At 70.3% G+C, this 19,100-nt stretch carries 16 protein-coding genes and 1 pseudogene; 8 read left to right on the top strand and 9 right to left on the bottom strand.

Annotated elements, in window-relative coordinates; genetic code table 11:
* Positions 1-414 precede the first annotated feature (414 nt).
* Both JYK04_RS40800 and JYK04_RS40795 read right to left on the bottom strand, forming a co-directional pair.
* A complete protein-coding gene (locus tag JYK04_RS40800) occupies positions 415-687 on the bottom strand; it encodes a hypothetical protein (RefSeq protein ID WP_189748760.1) in 273 nt (90 codons plus the stop codon).
* Between the two features lie 530 nt (positions 688-1,217).
* Positions 1,218-1,622, bottom strand: a complete 405-nt coding sequence (locus JYK04_RS40795) for an aggregation-promoting factor C-terminal-like domain-containing protein (RefSeq protein WP_202185984.1) — start codon at positions 1,620-1,622, stop codon at positions 1,218-1,220.
* A gap of 755 nt (positions 1,623-2,377) precedes the next feature.
* Between JYK04_RS40795 and JYK04_RS40790 the strand changes: the two genes are divergently transcribed.
* Positions 2,378-2,839 carry a hypothetical protein gene (locus JYK04_RS40790; RefSeq protein WP_229876818.1) on the top strand — a complete coding sequence of 154 codons (462 nt, stop codon included), beginning with the start codon at positions 2,378-2,380 and terminating at the stop codon, positions 2,837-2,839.
* Between the two features lie 990 nt (positions 2,840-3,829).
* On the opposite strand, the gene JYK04_RS40785 is transcribed toward JYK04_RS40790, so the two are convergent.
* Positions 3,830-4,429, bottom strand: coding sequence for a TIGR03086 family metal-binding protein (locus tag JYK04_RS40785; protein ID WP_189746482.1), 600 nt, complete (start codon positions 4,427-4,429; stop codon positions 3,830-3,832).
* Between the two features lie 397 nt (positions 4,430-4,826).
* On the opposite strand from JYK04_RS40785, the gene JYK04_RS40780 reads away from it, so the two are divergent.
* Positions 4,827-5,231 (top strand): hypothetical protein, encoded by a 405-nt coding sequence (locus JYK04_RS40780; protein WP_189746481.1) that lies wholly within the window; start codon positions 4,827-4,829, stop codon positions 5,229-5,231.
* Between the two features lie 88 nt (positions 5,232-5,319).
* On the opposite strand, the gene JYK04_RS40775 is transcribed toward JYK04_RS40780, so the two are convergent.
* The 5 genes from JYK04_RS40775 to JYK04_RS40755 form a co-directional block, all read right to left on the bottom strand.
* Positions 5,320-5,718, bottom strand: coding sequence for a zinc-binding dehydrogenase (locus JYK04_RS40775; protein ID WP_229876817.1), 399 nt, complete (start codon positions 5,716-5,718; stop codon positions 5,320-5,322).
* Between the two features lie 270 nt (positions 5,719-5,988).
* Positions 5,989-8,553 carry a DUF4332 domain-containing protein gene (locus JYK04_RS40770; RefSeq protein ID WP_189746479.1) on the bottom strand — a complete coding sequence of 855 codons (2,565 nt, stop codon included), beginning with the start codon at positions 8,551-8,553 and terminating at the stop codon, positions 5,989-5,991.
* Positions 8,554-10,565: 2,012 nt separating this feature from the next.
* The gene (locus JYK04_RS42240) at positions 10,566-11,150 is read right to left on the bottom strand and encodes a hypothetical protein (RefSeq protein WP_308431134.1); all 585 of its coding nucleotides are present in this window, start codon (positions 11,148-11,150) and stop codon (positions 10,566-10,568) included.
* Entirely contained in the window at positions 11,150-11,707 is a 558-nt protein-coding gene (locus JYK04_RS40760) for a hypothetical protein (RefSeq protein ID WP_189746475.1), read from the bottom strand. Before JYK04_RS40760 ends, JYK04_RS42240 begins: the two co-directional genes overlap by 1 nt.
* A gap of 11 nt (positions 11,708-11,718) precedes the next feature.
* Positions 11,719-12,048 (bottom strand): PadR family transcriptional regulator, encoded by a 330-nt coding sequence (locus tag JYK04_RS40755; protein WP_202185983.1) that lies wholly within the window; start codon positions 12,046-12,048, stop codon positions 11,719-11,721.
* 128 nt (positions 12,049-12,176) lie between these two features.
* Between JYK04_RS40755 and JYK04_RS40750 the strand changes: the two genes are divergently transcribed.
* From JYK04_RS40750 to JYK04_RS40730, 5 genes and pseudogenes are all read left to right on the top strand, one after another.
* On the top strand, positions 12,177-12,398 hold the full coding sequence (locus tag JYK04_RS40750; protein ID WP_189746473.1) for a hypothetical protein: 222 nt from the start codon (positions 12,177-12,179) through the stop codon (positions 12,396-12,398).
* A gap of 1,009 nt (positions 12,399-13,407) precedes the next feature.
* Positions 13,408-15,006 carry an alpha/beta hydrolase gene (locus tag JYK04_RS40745; protein WP_189746471.1) on the top strand — a complete coding sequence of 533 codons (1,599 nt, stop codon included), beginning with the start codon at positions 13,408-13,410 and terminating at the stop codon, positions 15,004-15,006.
* Between the two features lie 174 nt (positions 15,007-15,180).
* Positions 15,181-15,414: pseudogene (locus JYK04_RS40740) on the top strand (prolyl aminopeptidase); the annotation flags it as partial.
* A gap of 163 nt (positions 15,415-15,577) precedes the next feature.
* Positions 15,578-15,808, top strand: a complete 231-nt coding sequence (locus JYK04_RS40735; protein ID WP_189746469.1) for a hypothetical protein — start codon at positions 15,578-15,580, stop codon at positions 15,806-15,808.
* Positions 15,809-15,854: 46 nt separating this feature from the next.
* A complete protein-coding gene (locus JYK04_RS40730; protein WP_189746467.1) occupies positions 15,855-16,580 on the top strand; it encodes a peptidylprolyl isomerase in 726 nt (241 codons plus the stop codon).
* A 581-nt stretch (positions 16,581-17,161) separates the two neighbouring features.
* Here the strand turns inward: JYK04_RS40730 and JYK04_RS40725 are convergent.
* Positions 17,162-17,602, bottom strand: coding sequence for a hypothetical protein (locus JYK04_RS40725; RefSeq protein WP_189746464.1), 441 nt, complete (start codon positions 17,600-17,602; stop codon positions 17,162-17,164).
* A gap of 963 nt (positions 17,603-18,565) precedes the next feature.
* Between JYK04_RS40725 and JYK04_RS40720 the strand changes: the two genes are divergently transcribed.
* Positions 18,566-18,904: a hypothetical protein gene (locus JYK04_RS40720; protein WP_189746461.1), complete on the top strand. Its 339-nt coding sequence runs from the start codon at positions 18,566-18,568 to the stop codon at positions 18,902-18,904.
* The last annotated feature ends 196 nt before the right edge of the window (positions 18,905-19,100 follow it).

The raw sequence follows: 19,100 nt of genomic DNA, 5'->3' as shown, positions 1-19,100 counted from the left end.
GGGGCCGGACCCCAAGGGGTGTCTTGCCGGTCAGGCCGGATCAGGGAGCGGTGGCCGGTTCCGTGGGTCTTTCTCCCCAGGCCCGCCAGGGCCGAGGGGAAGCATCGCAAGGCGGACGAGGGGGCGACGCGGCGAGGCGCGGTGCCGGCCACCGCGAGCCCGGCATGATCGGCAAGACACCCAGGCCGTCCCTTTCGGATCCCGCCGGGCCCGCGGCGACCGGCACCGCACCCGGCCGCGTCGCCGGGACGCCCGAGTACGTCCGGTACACGGCGCGCCCCTCCGCCATGCCATGCCATGCACGGCACCGGACGCCGCGGGCCCGGCCGGCACGATCCGAAAGAGACCGCCTGTGCCGGGGGCGCGGCGCCCCGCTGCCGTGGCCCCTGCGTCCGGTGCCGCCCGGGCGATGACTCAGGCGGGCAGCGGCCCGTCCTCCAGTACGCCGCGGGGCAGGCCCAGGCCGAACCGGGTCTCCGTGAATGCCAGTGTGTGGCGGTCCCGGCCCCGGCCCGGCCCCGGCCCGGTCCCGGTAGGACCCGTCTTCGGGCCGTGCACACCGGCCGTCCCGGGGTGCGGGACGCCGGCCGCCACCGGTCCGGGCAGCAGGAGGTCCCGCCGCTCACCCCGCCGCCCGGGCTCTTCCCCGGTTCCGGAGCCGCAGATGTCCACGCCGTCCCCCGGCACGGGAGAACACCGCCGGCGGACGGTCCGCGGCGGACCGTCTCCACCGCGTCACGGGGCATGCCGGCCGGTCGCGCCACACCGTCCCCCGGCCCGTGTTTCGGCGGCGGAGGACCATCCGCCGAACGCGCCGGCCCGCACCACGCCCTCGCCGTCCGCCGCCGGGCCGAACACCCTGCGCCATCCCTGCGTGTCCGTGACCGGCGACGCGAGGATCCGCGGACACCCCCGCACGCGGTCCCGGCTCCCGCGGCGTGATGCCGTGCACGAAGACCACGCCGTGCCGCCGGCCGTCCTCCCGGCCCGCACACCACCGGATGCCGGATGCCGTTTCCGCCCGGCACGCCCGGTGCCGCCGCCCGGTGCCGGCCGGCGGGTGCGGCAGGGCCGCGTCGGCCGGGCTCCGTCCCTGTGACCGCCCGCCTCGCCGGGCCTTGGGGAAGACGGCGGTGGCCGCGGACGCGACGACGCCCGGCCGGGGTGTCCGGGCCGGGCGTCGTCGTATGCGTGCTGTGCTGTCCGCTGGTGGCGGCTTAGTACCAGTGGTTGGCGGACCAGAAGTTCCAGGCGCCGACCGGGCTGCCGTAGCGGTCGTTCATGTAGTCCAGGCCCCACTTGATCTGGGTGGCCGGGTTGGTCTTCCAGTCCGCACCCGCGGAGGCCATCTTCGAGGCCGGCAGGGCCTGGGCCAGGCCGTAGGCACCGGAAGAGGCGTTGGTCGCGGTGTAGTCCCAGCCGCTCTCATGGGAGATGATCTTGTCGAACGCGGCGAACTGGGCCGGGTCCTTGATCATCTGCTGCGCGATCGCCTTGGCGCTCACCGGGGCCGCCTGGGCGGGAACGGCGGCGAGCATGGAGCCGGCGACGCCCAGGGCGACGACGGAGCCCGCGAGGGCCTTCTTGGAAGCGGCGATGCGGCGGATGACGGTGTTGGACACGGATTGACCTTCCACAGGGAAACAAGGGCGGTCGCAGGCATGCCGAAGACATGCGTGAGCCACTCACGCGGTGGAGAGGGGTTCGTCGGCGGCGGGTGAAGTACCCCTGCCGCCTGGCGACTCATCCAGTTCTACAGACGGCCCGACCCCCTGGCAACGACCCTGGTTACTAAGCGCCCTCGCAGCCGGACACCAGCCGCCCCCCGCCGGTGCCGGAGGGATCCGTGCAGGTGGAGGCCACCACCAGGGGCCGGTACAGGGCCTGCGGGGGCTACTACCCCGGCTCGTATGTGACGTGGGCCCTATGGGGCGGGTCACCCCCCAGACGCCCGGATCTCACCGGCTGTCACCAGCCGTACCCCCTTCCGGGACAGCCGGCCGCCGGCCGGAACCGCCCCAGAGGCCGGGAAAGCCGCCGGCCCAGGACCGGAACCGCCCCGCAGGCCGGGAAAAGGGGGCGGGCCGCAGGCCCGGCACGGCCGGAGCGCGCCGTGCCCGTACCCGGCACGGCCGCAGGGGCAGTGCACCGCCCGTACCGGGCCGGAGAGTCCGGCCCGGTACGGCCGTACCGCGCCGGGCCCCTCCCCCGTCACGGTCCGCCCGCCCCGCCCCGCCGCGCCCGTCCGCGTCCGTCCGCGTCCGTCCGGGTCCGTCCGCGTCCATGTGGGCGAAACCGTGGGCGAAACGCTGCCCGCCATGCCTGCGGGGGGCCATGGTCTCCTCACCGACACCGGCCCGGAGAAGGGAACGAGACATTGCTGCTGAGGCGTACGGGAACGGTCCTGGGCGCGGCCGCGCTGGGCGTGCTGACCGTGCTGGCGGTCCCGGCCGGCGCCCGCGCCCCGGCGGTCGCCTGCGGCGGGGGCACCTCCACCGGCCGGGTGGCCGTCAACGGCTGCATCAGCGCCGAGCGGGGATCGGCCGGCCGGTTCCCCACACGGGAGATCACGGCGCACATCAGGGCACGCAACACCGGAACGAGGGGGGTGGACGTCTCCTACGAGGCGTTCTTCCGTGTCGTCGACGGCGGCCACTGGGAGAAAGTGGGCAGCGGCCGCACCCATGTGCGGGCGGGCGAGTCCGTGGGCCCCCTCGAGGTGGGGAGCACGACACGGGTGTGCGGCCCGGTGAAGGTGGAGATCCGGGTCCACGCCCGGGCCGCCGGCGCCGCCTGGAGCGGCTGGTCCCCCGCGGCAACAAAGCAATGCCAGACCTGAAAACCCCCACCCCCAAAACCACAAGCCCGGCCCATCGACCATCGACCGTGGACCGTGGCCAGCCGGCCATGGGCGGTAGGCGGTGGGCCCTGGCTCGCCCGCATTGAGCCGCCCGCCGCGGCCGTCGGCCATGGACGGTGGGCGGCAGGCCGTGGCCCGTCGGGCGTGGCCGGTGGGCCGTGGCCCGTCGGGCGTGGCCGGTGGGCCGTGGGCCATCGGGCGTGGCCGGGTAGGCCGTGACCGGCAGGTGGCGGCCGGTAGGTGGTGGCCGGTAGATGGTGGGCCGCAAGCCCGTGGGCCGTGGGCCGTGACCGGGCCACGGACCGTGGGCGGTAGGCCGTGGGCCCTGGACGGTGGGTGGTGGGCCCCGCAGGCCGTGAACGGCAGGCGGTAGGCGGTAGGTGGTGGGCCGTGGCTCGCCCGCATTGGCCGCCCGCCGCGGCCGTCGGCCATGGCCGGTGGCCGTGGGCCGTGGCCGGTGGCCGTGGGCCGTGGCCGTCAGGCGTGGCCGGTGGGCTGTCGGGCGTGGCCGGTGGCCCGTCGGGCGTGGGCCGTGGGCCATCGGCGTGGACGTGCAGGCCGTGACCGGTAGGTGGCGGCCGGTAGGTGGTGGGCCGCAAGCCCGTCGGCCGCCGGCCGTGACCGGGCCACGGACCGTGGGCGGTAGGCCGTGGGCCCTGGACGGTGGGTAGTGGCCCCGCAGGCCGTGAACGGCAGGCGGTAGGCGGTAGGTGGTGGGCCGTGGCTCGCCCGCATTGGGCCGCCCGCCGCGGCCGTCGGCCATGGCCGGTGGGTGGTAGGCCCTGGCCGGTGGGTGGTAGGCCCTGGACGGTAGGTCGTGCGCCCTGGACGGTGGGTGGTGGGCCCTGCAGGCCGTGGACGGCAGACGGCAGGCGGTGGGCCGTCGGCGTGGGCGGTGAACCGTGGACGGTGGCCCGCCGGCCGGCGGGGCGGTGGTGGTGGGGTGGTGGTTTGCTGTCCGCCGTGGTGTCAGGGGGACGGCGGCGTCCAGGCCGGGTCGCGGCCGCTCAGGCCGATGGCCCGCTCCAGCAGCGGGGCGCCCTCCGGCACGGGCACGACCGCACCGAAGATGCCCCCGCCGCGGCCCGCGTCCTGCGCGGCCTCCCGCAGGAACCCGTACGAGGCACGCAGCGCGGCCGGGTCGGGGACGTACTCCAGGCCAGTGGCCCGGGCCAGATCCCATCCGTGGACCACCAGCTCGTCGGCGGCCACCACGGCAGCGACGGACCCGGGCAGGTCCACACCGCCCGCACGGGTCATGCCGCTCCAGGCCGCCGGGTCCCGCCAGGCCTCGGCCAGCTCACCCAGGACCCCGGGCAGCTCCTCACGCCAGCACGCAGGCAGAACGGGCACGGCCGTGCCGGGAGGCGTGTCCGTCGTGGCACCCAGGTCCTTGCGGGCGGCGTCACGGAAAGCAGCAGACAGGCCCGCGAGGTGACCCACCAGACCGGCGACCGTGTACCCGGGACAGGGCGTCGGGCCGGCAAGCCCGGCGTCGGGAACAGCGGCCACCAGACCGGCCACGACCCGGGCCTGCGGCCGCAGATCCAGGATCGCCGTACCCGTCATCTGCCACTCCTCCCGGACCGTGGACCTGCAGCGTAGACCGGCAACGAGCCCCGCACCCGACACGACGCGTACACACAGCCACACCCCCCACCCGAGAGGAACACACGACAGACAGCACACCCGACCCGACAAACCGAAACCGACCAGCCCACCACGACACCCACCGCCCGACACACCCCAGAACGACACCCACAACCCGACACACACGGCCCGACACACACGAATCGACAGACCCCAGCCCGACAGACCCGGACCGACCGACCCCAGGTCGACAGACCCCAGGTCGACAGACCCCAGGTCGACAGACCCCGGATCGACAGACCCGGACCGACCGACCCCGGCTCGACAGACCCCAGGTCGACGGGCCCGCTGCCGCGGCGGAGGATGAGGGACTGTGATGACAGTCCTGCTCGCCGGCATGGCCGAAGGCCCGGAGCTGGACCTGCTGCGGTCACGGATCCAGCGCAACCCCCACTTCCAGGTCATCTCCCACGCCCACACACCCGCCATCGCCCTGGCCCACGCCCGGGCCCTGCTCCCCGACATCACCGTCCTGACCCTGACCGGCAACTTCCGAGACGACCCCACCGCACTCGGCATCTTCCACGCAGTACGCGCCCTCGACCCGCCCAGCGGCGTCGTACTCCGCACAAAAACAGAAACCACCCCCGCCGACCTCGGCATCACCACCACCGACGGAGCCGTCCACCTCGTACGCGCAAACGACGAAGAAGCACTCATACGAGCCCTACACACCATCGGACTACACCGCGCAACCTGCGACCCCGACACCACGCCCTGACCACACACCAACCCACCCCGCCGCCCACCGCCCCGCCGGGAACGGGGGGCGGTGGACGGCTCGGGGTGGCGGGCGGCCCGGGGTGCCGTCAGGCGATACGCAGCACGCTCTTGCCGCGGGTGCCGCCCTCGGCGAGCCGCTGCACAGCAGTGGCCAGATCCTCCAAGCCGTACTCGGCGGTGATGTCCACGCGTACGCTGCCGTCCGCGACGAGGGCGAGAGCGCGGCGGGCGCTGTCGGCGAGGCGCTCGGGGTGGGTGTCGGCGAGGAGGCTGCTGTTGTACGTCACCAGTGACCTACCGTTCATGAGCAGGTCGCCGGGGTCGGCCGGGACGCCTTCGAAAGGGGCGAGGCTGCCGAACACCGCGAGCCGCCCGTGGGCCGCCGGCTGCTCCAGGACGGCACGGCGGGTCGCGCCCCCGACCGGGTCGAGGATCACGCCGAAGCGCTCACCGCCCAGCACGGCCGGGAAATCCCCGCGCAACACGATCCGGTCGTATCCGAAACCGGCCGCAAAACCCACCCAGGCCAAACCCCCGGCAACACCGACAAACCGACCAGCCCCAGCTGTCGCGGGGCTGGGTTTGCGGCTATCAGTAGGTTCGGTTCCAGCACTCTCGGGTGTACCAGGATTGCCTTCCAGGCGTTCTGGCCCTTCGCCCGTACGGCTTCCTGACGCACGGGCAGGTGGTGTCGCACCGCCAAAGCCACACTGTTGGTGCGCCCGTAGCGCCTGCGGCGAGGACGTGAGCTCTGGTCAGCGTCCCCAGGGGCATCGTTTGCGTTTGACGACCGTTAGCCACAGCTGAGGCTTCTTGACGCCCGCCAGGCTGGTCAAGTGCTCTTCAGAAGCACGGGTTTCAACCAGGTGCAGGAGTTCACTTTCGTCGCGGCGCGCCGCCTCACACAGTGCTTCCCGGGAGGTGATACCCGCACTGAGGAGAACGTGCAGCATGCGGGGGTCGCTCAAGTCTTCGTGGACTTGCGCGAGCAACGCAACGTCGCGCATTTGCTGCACGATCGCGGCCGAAACCTCCAAATGTGCAGCTAGCTGTTCCTGAAGCTGAGTGGTGCGGGTGTGGCGAATAACTTCGCCAACAGTGGTAACACCAACTTCCTCAAGCTTCACACGACGACCTACGAAAGCAGGCAGGTCAAGGAATTCCTGAGGCGGCTGATCATGCACCAGCTGCCTGAACCTTTCATCGGACCGCAACTCTCGAAAGCACGGATCTGCTGCGGCGTCCTTCCTGTCGCGTTCTGTGACGAGCGCGAATTGCAAATCGTCCAGAGCATTCTCACGCTGCTGCTTGCGCTTCCTGCGAGGAAGCTGGCTGGCCAGGAACATGTGCAGGCATGCGTGATCGTAGGTCAGCCTCGGCGATGGATTGGCGCCCTTGTGGGAATGCCCTTCTGGAACATTGTCCAGATTCACGCCGTTCAAGGCGTCGATACAGAGCTGAAGATTCTCAGCGAACGGGCGCATTTCCTCGGCTTTGCGCTGCAGCTCCTTACGATTCCAAGATACCGTACACAAGCGTTGAAGCTCGTCTGCGGATTTCTTCGCATTCTGCAGGTAGGCGGCTACTCCGACGTCCACGTGGGTCCCCTTTTCGCGGGCGGCCTCGTAGGCGTTAATCCATTGCGTGGTGCGACTGTATAGAACGCGGATCTTCAGCGGCACCCACCCTTCCTCTTCATCAAGCTTTTCTTGCAGGCCACCTGCTCTTTCGTATTCTGTATCGAGTGTCCGCGCAAATGACGCGTAGTTCGTTTCTTCGTGCGGGATGTTCGCGTAGCCTGCCCACAGGTACTCGAAGCGTGCCAACACGTTCCCGGGGTCCTTGTCCGTGGCTCGGGACAGAAGATCCACACGGCGCGTGCTTCGATCCTCATTTTCCAGGAGAGACTTGCTCTTGGCGATGACCAGCAGCGCGACGCTCTTCCATTTCCGAGCCCCGCACAGATCCTCCTTCAGCTCTTGGTGCACTTCGCTGAGGTGCACCAGCACGAAGGCGGCAGCACCGGTGAGCATCTGCGCCCTTGCCCGGTCCTGGTCAGTGTCCACGGGGAGGCCGAGTTCCATCCTGCTGAACACCGCGCTTGCCGCATGCCGACCGTTGCGGGAGACAGCGGTCGCCACCCTGTTGTCATCCACGAGCGTCACGCGTGCCCGCCAGGTGAGACCGGGTCGAAGGGCGAAGAACAGACGTGACAATGCCCCGACGACGTTGCCGGCGGGCAGCACGCTCAGCTCTTCGTTGGAGATCTTGCTCAAAGGGGTGGTGGCCAGGGCGGAGTCGGCTCGCTCGAGACCCTTCGGTGTTTCCGTGCCGAGCCCCTTCATGCGAGCCAGCAGATAGTCGGTGGCTGCAGCGTTCACGTTCCCGTCGGGCTGCTGTACTTCCACCTGCAGGCGCAGGTTCTGCCCGAACGCTGCCGAGGTCAGAACAACACCGATCAGGGCAAGAGCGATGTGGGCCGCCATCAGACGTGTCTCGTAAGCGATGGGCACCATCAGAATCACGATCGCTGCCACGACCAAAACGCCGAGTGAGACGAGCAAGGCCAGCCAGTCCAGGAAGCGACTCTGGCGCGTACCCCACCACAGCAGAAAGCCTGCAACCAACCCAATGACGAAAATGACCAACGCTGCGATCCAGCACTGCATCCACGTCGGAGTGAAGGGATTGAACATGGCGAACAGAGGCGTCATGATCGCCGCGCTGACCAGCAGGGCGCAGCCGACACCTTTCGCAGTGCGCCTGGCCCCGGTCGGCCAGGCAACTGAGCCTACTTTGACCCAGAGCATTGACGACAGACCAGCGATCGCACCGAGCACCAGGAGGCCGATAGTACTGAAGAGCACGAGTCTGCCTACGGGTAGGACCCAGTCTCCGTAGAACCGATCCCAGTTCGATGCCGCCGTCGGCAGGGGGCGACTTTCCAGATCTGCCACCCTGGCAATACCCGCCACTGCGCCCGCGTTGGCTGCATCAACCTTGAGCGCGACGCGGAACATCCGCTCCGCCCTATTGAGGTGTCCCGAGCGAATCAGCTGCTCGCCATCTGTTACCAGCTCCGCCGCCGCATGCCGCGCCGCCGCCACGAGCTGAAGGCCTTTCACAGCACAGTTGCGCTCGTCGTCGGCCGGCTTCACGGATTCATAGAGCTTCTTCGCACGGTCGAGCGAGCCGGCTTCCAGATGTCCTTCCGCCGCAGCGCAGACCCTGTCCGCCGCAACATTCAGGGGAGCAGCAGCCACCACCATCAAGACGGTGATTGTCAGGACCGATACGGTCCGGCCAACGCGTGTCCACATGCCCGCAAGTCAACCGACTCTTGGAATGGGCGGCTCTCTGAATGAGTTCAAAACGGTGTCATTGGCCGCTGTGCGGCAGCGTGGCCCGGCGCGAAGTCCCCAGACAGGGGCTTCGGAGCCTCCCGTGAGTGGAAGCGCAGTGGGGCTGGTGGAGTGGTATTCCGGGCGGGTGGGCCAGCCGGGTGGTCAGCGATCCGGATCCCCCGGCTCGGTGTTAGCGCAGGCACTGGCCAGGCTGCCGGTGGTCGGCCCTCACCCACGAGCAGGCCGGGTGCGGTGCGGTGGGTGGTGGGGTGGTGTCGACGGCCTGGTCGGAGACGCTTCCGCGGCTTGCACCAGGCTCCGTTGAAGGCCTCCCGCCGTCGCACATGCGCCCCAACGTGCTCGCAGTTGAGCGCATCCGAGTCCGGCAGCGGATGTGCGTCGCTGCAACGCAGCCCGGCCGCCTGGCCCGCCGCCCGCACACGGTCGCGGACGAGCACCGGGTAATGGGGCGGCCGCGACGGCCAGGAGATCGCCGAGCGCGGCGACATCGCCCGCGCCCAGTCGGCCGGGACAACGTGCACGGTGAAGCGCTCGCGGATCCGGGGCAGGGACAGGGACAGGGACAGGGACAGGGACAGGGACAGGGACAGGGACAGGCCGTAAACGAGGGTCGAACCAACGAACCACACCGGACCGGAGCCGTCGTCCGCCCGGTCACCGGACCGCGCGGCCTCGTACCGGGCGAGCACACCGTCGTCACCGAACCGCTCGCGTACGCGCAGTCTGGCGTCGCGGAGCCGCTCGAGGAAATCGGTGTCGCCGTCGGCGAACGCCGCGGCGGCGCGGACGGTGCGCTGCAGGGACTCGCGGCCGGTCTCGACCAGGCCACGGCGGGCGGCCTTCTCCGCCTCCCCGCGGTGACGACGGGGTGAGGCCCCGGCTGGCTTCGAACACCTCGAAGCCGCCGAGGGCGGCAAAGCCGACGGTCATGCGCGCGGCGCAGCAGCCCGGACCGATCCGGGCCGGGACACAGCCCCCGACCCAACCGAGAGTGCTCCGGCTGATGGCCCCGCCGGGGCCGGTGACGAAGGCGGCAGCCGTGCCGCCCGGGCCCGGCGAACAGGCCGACCACCACCAGCAGCACGGCCCGGAAACCGGAAACCCGCCGACCGGACCACAGAAAGACAACCCCGAGCCCCCGGCCCGGCACGCCCCAACCAGCACGCCCCAACGCGACAGCCCGGCAGACGAGAACACCCGCACCAGCCACGGCCAGGATCCGACGAACCGCCCCGCACACATCCCCCAGAACTGCCGCGCGGACGTAAAGCTCAAGCGCGGTGACGTGCCGGCGGCGGGACGCGTCCAGCGCGAAGCCCTCCGCGACGCCCGCACGCATGCATCCCGACACCGACATCGGAACTACCGCCCGCGAACGCAGGCAGCCGACCGATACAGGCGAAAATATGCACGGGCTCGCCCGGACCCAAGCCCAGACCGCCACCACGGACACTGGAACGACCAGTCGGGCCGACGCACGGGCCACGCCCGGCCAGCAGGACCACCGGCCGGCCTCGGCCGCGATGGTGCGCAGCACCGTGTGCTGCGCCTTCCTGGACGCCGCCGCGGCCCGGCGGCGAGGTCTGCGGCCGTACCGTCCCGCACCAACTCCTCCCCCGCACGCTGCCAGCTGGCCGACGAGGAGGGGGCACAGGGCTTGAGGCCCGGCCGATCAGTAAGCGCACCAGCATCGCGTCCTCGGCGCGTCGCTGCTGCGACGCGCCGGAACGTCCGGTGCGGCTCCGGTCCTTCTGTCGTTGCTGCGCCAGCGCACCCGCCACAGGGATGCCGGCCATCACGGCCGTCAGTGCCACTCTCGCCGACTCCTCGACCACCCACGCCCACAGATCCCCGTACACCCGCACACCTCCCGTATCCGGACACACATGCCCGTACCGGGTTGAATGAAATGTCACGACATGAGAAACCCCCGAACGCCGCAGCGTCGGGGGCGCGGTGTGCCAGGGTCAGGCCTCTCGGCCGAAGATCCGTCCGAGCATCAGCAGCATGCCCATTTTCGGCGCCAGGAGCAGCAGGTGGAGCGCGGAGACCATCGCTTCTTGCGGACTCAGCTGAGCCATCTCGTTGACCCACTCTTGCCTGTAGCGCTCGCGGTGCTCCATCGGCACGAAGATGAGGGCCAGAGCTATGCGGCGCTCAGCCCTTTCAGGTAGCGGACTCCCCATGTGAATCACCTGGGGAGTCATCGGGACGGCTGATCGACGGGCCGCCCACGCACGGATGGCGGAGCCGTACCAGTAGGGCTGGTCGCCCTCTACGTAGTCGTGAGGGGGCAGAAGACCGTGCTCGTGATAGGAGCGCACGGTGTCCTGCTGTACACGGAGATGGGCGGCGATCTCCTGATAGGACCACAGGTCCTTGAGTCGCTCCTGATGCATTCGAGCGGCACGAGCAATGGATCTCTTGATGACGTATTCATCAACCTGCCCCTCAGCGGTGATCTCGATGCTGCTGTGGCTGACGGACGAGCGAGGAGACTCATCCTGATCTACGGCAACTGTGATCTTGAAGCTGGGGCGCGGTTCGTCCATCAGGCGGGCCTCCGACCGAACGTGTGCTTGAGCCACAACATCGCTCCCGTCCTCGGCGCCGACCAGAGCAGTTGGAGAGCGAACGCGGACGCCTCCCGCGCGTTCAGCGAGTCCATCTCGGCGTTCCACTCCCGCTGATAGCGCTCCCGTTGGCCTGCCGGGACGAAGAGAAGCGCCAGCGCGATGCGCCGCTGGGCCTCATGGGCTGCCTTGCGAGCCGATTCACGGGCGGCCGCCTCCGCAAGGGACGCCTTGGACACGGCGGAGGCGTGCCCGAGATTGCTTTCCCTGCTCGCGCGCGCTTCTGAGAGGTGCGCCTCAAGCATCGCCTTCTGAGCCCCGACAGCATCCCCGAGGTCTTCCAGTTCCTTTGCTCGTACCCGCCACAGGACCGCGTGTTCCGTCAGCATTGACTGCAGGGGCCCACGGGCGGGCACCTGGCTTCTGGCCCATGGCCGGGTGTTCCCGTGGCCCTTCGTACGGCCCGTCCGCGCCATGTTGAGCAACATGACCAGTAACAGCGTGATGAGACCGGCGGTGCCGACGAAGTCGTTCACACCCCTCTGGATCACGCAGTGCCGCCCTGGGGGCGCGCGGACAGGAACGTACGGCGCTTGCGGTCATTCGCCTTGGCCATCGCCGCAGTAGCCGCCTGCGCTCCGCGATCGCTCAGCCGGTAGTAGCGGCGCTGCGGACGGCCCTCTTCCTGAGGGTCGATGTCCTCCCACCGACTTTCCAACCATCCGCACTGTTCCAGGCGGATCAGAATCGGGTAGATCGTGCCGCCCGGGAGTTCGGCGACTTCGGCAACCTGGAGACCGTAGTGCTCATCAGCGGGGGCGGCCAGGAACGCGGAGAGCACGGCCCGCGTGGCCAGTGTCATTCTCGGTTCACCCATACCCACAGGCTACTACTACCTAGCTAGGTAGAGATAGACATAGTCCCCTAGGTAGAGTAAGACTATGGCCGTCACCTTGGACGGCTACGCCTCCCATCACAGAGGCCGGCCCGCGAGATCGGCACGCCATGATCACTTGGGCGCTTATAGCCCTGCTGTGCGCCATCGGACTCCTCCTGGCGCTCCTCGTCGGGGTCGTCTCCGCAGCCCTCCCCCACTCGACAGCGCCCCACTGGACAGACCGGGTCCGCCGTGGCGCCGCCGCCTTCGGCATCACCCTGACTCTCTACATCGCCCTTGTCGGCATGGTCGTAGGCCTGCTTGCTCTGCTCAAGATGCTCAACACCTGAACCCCCGAGCAGTCGGTGAGGGTCCGAAGCCAACTCAGCCGCACACGGCAGGAGACCCCGACACATCAAGTGCCGGGGCCTCCCGCATACCGGGCTCAACTCATGCTTCGCCTGTTCCGCAAGCTGGCAGGTGACGCAGCAAGGCGGTGGGCAGGATCACGCCTCATGCTTCCGGCGACACGAAAAGTGCTCGGCAAGCCCTTCGGGTCCTGGAAGGCTTGCGGGCCGACCGCAGCCGACGCGGCAGAGCGGGATGACTTGGCCCGACGCGCCGACCGGAACTCTGGCGGCCTCGGCTTCCTCGGGGCGGGCCTCAAGGACCATCGCGCGGCTGCCACGTCACTGCTTCGGTTCAGCCCCCATCTCCGAAGCCGGACGGTCCGCGGTGCACCCGTCGCGCCGGTAGGCCTGCTCGACGAACCTCGCGCCCGGCGTCGTCGCCCGGTGGGCCTAGGTCGTCTTTTTCGGATCTTGTCGGCCGAGCCCGCGGCGTCCGGTGCCGTACATGGCAAGGCGGAGGAGCGCACCGTGTACTGGACGTACTCGGGCGCCCCGACAACGCGGCCAGGTGCGGTGCCGGGCGTCGCGGGCCCGGCAAGATCCGGAAGAGACGGCCTAGTCCAGGACCGTCTGCCTGGTGGAGCCTCGTTCCAGCTCGCCGGCACCTGCTCGCTGACAAGCCACACCCCGCCCCGGCATCCATGGAACCATCGCCACCCCCGACAGCGCCCGACGCCGCTCGGACGTACCCGCGACATCACCCCCGACACCGGACGGACACGGACGGCGGACACGGACGGCGGACAGGGCGAGCGCCCCAGGCGGCGCCGGACCCGGGGCCGAAGTACCGGCCGAACTACCGGCCGGACCGCGGGCAGGGCCTGCGGGCCGGCCGGGGGCGTACAACCCTGGCGGTAGCCGGGAATCAACTCCTGGCGGGCCGACAGGGGCGGTGACCGGCCACTACGTTGTCGCCCGTTCCGCAGCATCCGTGACGGAGGAGCTCCGTATGACCCGTTTGGCCGACGACCCCCGCAGGCGCGTGGTGTGGGGGATATCCCTGGTCCTTATCGCCGTCACCGCTCTCCTGGGGGGAGCGCCCGGCACCGCCGGAGCCGCCGGGGCGCCGCCCGTCCCGGTGCTGTCCTGGGGTCCCTGCGACGGGGCGGCGGACGGCTTCGAGTGCGCGACCGCCCGGGTGCCGGTGGACCATCGCCGGCCCGCCGGACCCACGCTCGCACTCGCGGTCACCCGCCGGGCGGCAGCCGACCCGGCCCACCGCACCGGTGTCCTGGTACTGCACCCCGGCGGACCCGGCAACTCCGGTGTGAACTTCGCCCGCAGCAGCTACGAGGCGCTGCCCGCCGCCCTGCGCGACGCCTTCGACGTCGTCGGGTACGACATGCGCGGGGTGGCGCGCAGCGGGCAGGTGGAGTGCTGGGACGACAAGGAGTACGCCGCCGCGGTCGACGGCGCGCGCGGGGTGCCCGGGTCGGGGGCCCTGAGGGAGGCCGTGCGCCAGGGTGCCGACTTCGCCGCCGCCTGCCGGGAACGCTCCGGGGAGCTGATGCCGTTCATCGGCACCGCCTCGAACGCCGGCGACCTCGACCTGCTCAGGCAGGCGCTCGGCGAGGAGACTCTGTCTTTCTACGGCCGTTCCTTCGGCAGCTACGTCGGCACCGTCTACGCGGCGCGGTTCCCGGCGCGGGTGCGTGCCATGGTCCTGGACGGGGCCTACGATCCACGCCGCTACGCGGATGTGCCCTACGCGTACGACGCCGCGCAGTTCGCCGCCCTGGACGCGGCCGTCGGCCGGTTCCTGGACTGGTGCGGGCGCAACGCGGCGGCCTGCGGGTTCGGCGAGGGCCGGCCGCGGCAGGCGTTCGAGCAGCTGAAGCGGGATCTGGACGCCGACCCGGTGATCACCGCGAGCGGACGCCCGGCCACCGGCTACACCCTGGCCTACCGCCTGATGTTCAACATCAACGCGGGCAAGGAAATCTGGCCCTACCTGGGGCAGGCGCTGCGGTCGGCCCAGGCACGGCAGGCCTCGTTCCTGCTGTCGCCTCCCTCGCCCGCGTCGTTCGATTTCCTCAGCGCCAACGTGGCGGTCGAATGCGCCGACCGCCTCTACCCGGGCAGCGGAACACTTCTGGGCGCGCTGGTCGGAGCCGAGGCCTCGTCCGCGCCGCTGCTGGGACCCCCGATCGGTCTCGGCCCGCCGACCTACGACCACAACCACGCCCCGGCCTGCACCCAGTGGCCTGCCGAGCGCCCGAGCCGGTACGAGGGCTCCTACCGTGCGGCGGGCTCCGCCCCGATCCTGGTTCTCGGTACGACCGGGGACCCCGACACCCCCTACAACGACGCCGTGACCCTGGCCCGGACGCTCGACGGCGGACGGCTGCTGACCTTCGACGCCGAAGGACACACCGCCTACCACCGCAGCGCGTGTGTCAGCGCCCTGGTCGACGACTACCTCACCACTCTGTCGCTGCCAGCTGGGGGCACCGTCTGTGCGGACGAGGCTCCCCCGGAACCGTTCGGCCGCCGCACCGCGGTCAGCGAGGTCGATGAGACACGCGACGTGATCCCGACCCTCCGCTGAGCGGACCCGGGCAGACACACCCGACGCACATACCGGCATACGTGCACGGGCCGCAGTGGGCCGCAACGCCCGCTGCGGCCCATGCAACGCCACCAAACACCCGCCGACACCCGCCGACACCGAACCAGACACAACAGGCCAGCCCTGGCATACACCCACCTGACGGACCACCCATCACACCCGGAGCGGGTGTCGGAGATCGTCATCGCCGGCGTCGCCACCACCCGGCGCTCCGAGATCGACCGGCTCTACCGAGGTGCGGGCCGGTTCTTCCCCGAGCAGTGGGAGCGCTTCCTCGACGGAGCCGGCGGTACACCACGGGACGGTGACATCGTCGCAGCCCACGCACGCCTGATGGGACATCCGGATCCCGCGGTACGGGAGAAGGCCATGGCCGACTGGTGCGCCCCGCCAGAGCAGTCCCCCCTTCCGCCGGGGCGGTCGTACACGAGCACCTCGTCGGCGCGCTCGGCACCTCGATGTCGTTGTCGAGGGCGCTGGTAAAGCGGATGTCGGGCTTGGCCAGGGTGGCGAAGATGAGGTTGCGCGGTCGGCGTGCGGTGCCGCAGCCGTGCTCGTCGGGCAGGACAGCGGAGGATGCCGCGCCCTCGAGGAGGTGGCCGAAGCAGGGGTTCGGTACTTCGAAGGTGCACCGAGCTGCTCGAAGAACTGCTCGGTCGTCCAGTCGTCCGGAAACCGGATTCACGTGGCGCTCGATCTGGCTTCGCAGGCTGTGGACTTCGGGGTCGGCCGCGCCGGCCTCCTGTCGTTGACCATTCCCGCCGACCACACCACGCCCTAGACTGCGACCGCTCCAAAACCTGGCGATCATCAGGAAGGCGCGCAAGATGAACCGAGCACTGATCAGCGCATTAGCGGCCGTCATATTAGTCGTGTCCGGGGGTGGTGCCGCCACCGCTTCCGACGGCGCTCCGCCGCGCACCACGCACGGCCCTTGCCAGTACACACAGACCCCGGACGAGCCGCCCGCGCGTCATGTTCCGCTGCCGCCTGACCCGCGGCGCACCCCTAGCCGTGGCACGGTCGACATGGCTGTTCCGACCAGCCAGGGTCCGCTCCCGCTGCGTCTGGACCAGGCCAAGGCGCCGTGCACGGTCCAGAGTTTCCTGCACCTGGCACGGCATGGGTTCTACGACCGAACGGTGTGCCACCGTCTGACGGCGTATCCGACGCTGAAGGTCCTGCAGTGCGGCGACCCGACCGGTACCGGTGAGGGAGGGCCCGGGTACAAGTACAAGGACGAGCTGCCGGTGGATTTGCCACCCGCACCGACCGATCCGACCGGCACGCGCCGCCTGTACGGGCGCGGCCTGCTGGCGATGGCCAACGCCGGTCCGGACACGAACGGCTCACAGTTCTTCGTCGTCTACGGCGACTCCGCACTGCGCCCGAACTACACGGTGTTCGGCACGGTCGGCCCCGACGGCCTGGCAACACTCGACAAGACCGCCGCCGGAGGAATCGAGCCGACCGCGGAGGACCCGGCACCGGTCGACGGCACACCCGTGCTGCGGACCGAGCTGCTCCGCGTCCGGCCGTCCTGCCGGTATTGACTCCCCGCGGCCCGCGCCGAAGCCGCGGCCGCTGCGGTGGCGTCTGTCCAGGGGGGGGAGAGCGGGAGCGGGCCGCCATCGGCGAGACCCACAGCTGGGAAACGGACGCGGGCGGCGCGGAGGGCGGCGTGGTCAAGGGGGTGGAGGGCCGCGTCCGCGAGGCGGCCCTCCAGAGCCATGCCGGTGGCCTGCTTCCAGGATGTCGGCCGTCAGGCGGTTCAGGTGCCGGGCCGCACCGTGTGCGCCCTCGCTCTCGCCGGTCCTCTGCGTGCGGGCGGCCAGCAGCGGCGACTGATATGGGCCGATCAGGAGGCCCGTGTCGCGCTCCGACAGGACCTCCCACACCATCGACACCATCTGGGAGTGCGCGGCCAGCTGCACCCTCAGCTGCTTCAGGGCGCGCGGCCGGTTGCCGAGGTCGAGGTCACGGGGGACGTCCAGGCCCTCGGTCTAAGGGCCCCAGGAGCACTTCACGTCCGTACTCGCGGGCGCGGGCACGGCGGCCGGAGCGGGACCCGGCGGGGTGCGGCGGCGGTCAGATGACCACCATCTCGACACGAGGGTGTGTGGGTGATCCCCGATCAGCGGCGGCCGGTGGCCAGGATGACGAGGAACTGGCCGCCGCCGGCCTGGATGTCGGCGGTCACCAGCATTCCCGGTACCAGTCGGGAGAACCGGTCCACCAGCCAATCCGCCGCCTCTTGGGCGTCCTTCCTGGTCGGACAACGGCCCACCATCTCGCGGCCGCCCTTGCGCTCCAGCCTCTCGGCGACGGCGATCAGCGGCGCGGGTTCGACTACGTACAGGCGCTCCGGCCAGGCGATGACCACCTTGACCGCACCCTTGCGGGAATTGCACCCGCGGTGCGCGAGCCGCTCGGCCACCTTGGCCTTCCGGTCGGCGGTCCGGCTGTCGACACTGGGTCCCCGCGGGTCGTTCACCGACTCGTCGGGGTCGACCGGTTCGTCACACACCCAGCACTGCCAGCCGTCGCGCTCGGCCACATCATCAAGGAGACTCATCCGAGCAAGGTAGCCTGCCCGGCCGCCACCCGCGCACCACAGCCATGGGCTCGGGCGGCGTCGTCGTCGCGGGGATCTCCTCGTGTACGGCCGTGCGCAGGGTGCCCGCGGCCCGCAGCGGCCAGAGCTCGCGCAGCCAGCGGTCGTAGAGTTCAGGCTTCCCCACGGCGATGGCCCGTATCTGGAAGGCAGTGAGTCCCGGCGCCCCGGAGCCGGAGCCCACCGTGCTGCTGATACGTGGACGCGTCCCACGGTGTCGGGGTCAGGCCTGCCCGCGAACAGGCCGGCCGGCGACCTGTTCAAGGAATTCTTGAAGCGCCTGCCACAGGATCTCGGGGTGTTCCAGGTGTACGTCGTGCCCCGCTTTGGGAACGCTCACGGCCACTGTGTCGGGTCGCTGTGGGAGCATGGCTTCCGTCTCGTGCGCGGGGATGATGCCGGATCAGGGTGCCGCCGAGCACCGTGCCACCGGCCGCAAACGGCGGCTCCGCTTTGCCGACTTTGCAGGTCGGCGCAGTTTGAATGTGAGGAATGCCCCGGTGAGCCCGGGCACCACGAGCGGCAGATCCGCCTTCTCGGAGTCGGGCGCCTCGAGACCTGCCCTTACCGCGCCCCGGATACACGCTCCGCGTGCTGGACGAGGTGGTCCGCCGCAGGCTGGGGACATGGCCGACCAGGCAGGGATTGCCATCAATCCCGTGCTCTGGCGAGAGGTCGGAAGATCACCACACACGACCCGCTGGCCGTGGGCCCCGGCCATCCTTCTGGCGGACAGCTCGGCAGCGACGCCATCGAGGCGACGTCATCGGTGGTTCGACACCCCCAGGCGTCTGCGGGAGGCCTGATCCGGCCCCGACAGAGTGTCCGGTTCCGGGGCTATAGCGGCCCCTGACACATCGGTACGCTGCCATCCCTCCGGCCCCAACACTCATCCACACGGGGCCTCTTCGACAGGGGACAAGCGTGCGATTCCGCATACTTGCGGTGGCCGCGGCCACCGCGGCGATGCTGCTGGTCGCCGGGGCACCGGCGGCAGTGGCAAGTCAGACCGCGCCCGCCGGCAGCGACGATTGCTCGTGGCCGTTCTGCGGGGTGGTCTACAACCGCAGCGGCCACACCATCCTGATCATGCGCGACGCCAGCGGTCCGAACGACTCAGACTGCACCGGTGACCTGATCGCGTACCTGCCCGACGGCCGGGCGTCCGACAAGGTCACCGGCTGGAAGGACACGGACTGTTGGACGGAGAGCTTCGGCACGCCCTGGCACCGGTTCAGCTCGCACCCCATTTGGGTCTACTGACCGAGGGTCGGCCACACCTCCACACTGTTGCATGCGGGATCCCGACCCTGGTCCGCGAATCACCCTCCGGTTACCGCCGCCCCTTCCTTCGGGGGCCGGCCGCCTCTCCGCCGCGATGACGGTGAGCCTTTTCCAACCTCAGATAGAAGCGTGGTGGAGGACAAGGACGGCCTTCACGATGCTGGTGATCCGGTTG

The organism is Streptomyces nojiriensis (assembly GCF_017639205.1).
In the GTDB taxonomy this organism is placed as follows: domain Bacteria; phylum Actinomycetota; class Actinomycetes; order Streptomycetales; family Streptomycetaceae; genus Streptomyces; species Streptomyces nojiriensis.
The sequence above is the reverse complement of the archived record's forward strand: the minus strand, read 5'-3'. Positions and strand labels throughout refer to the sequence as shown.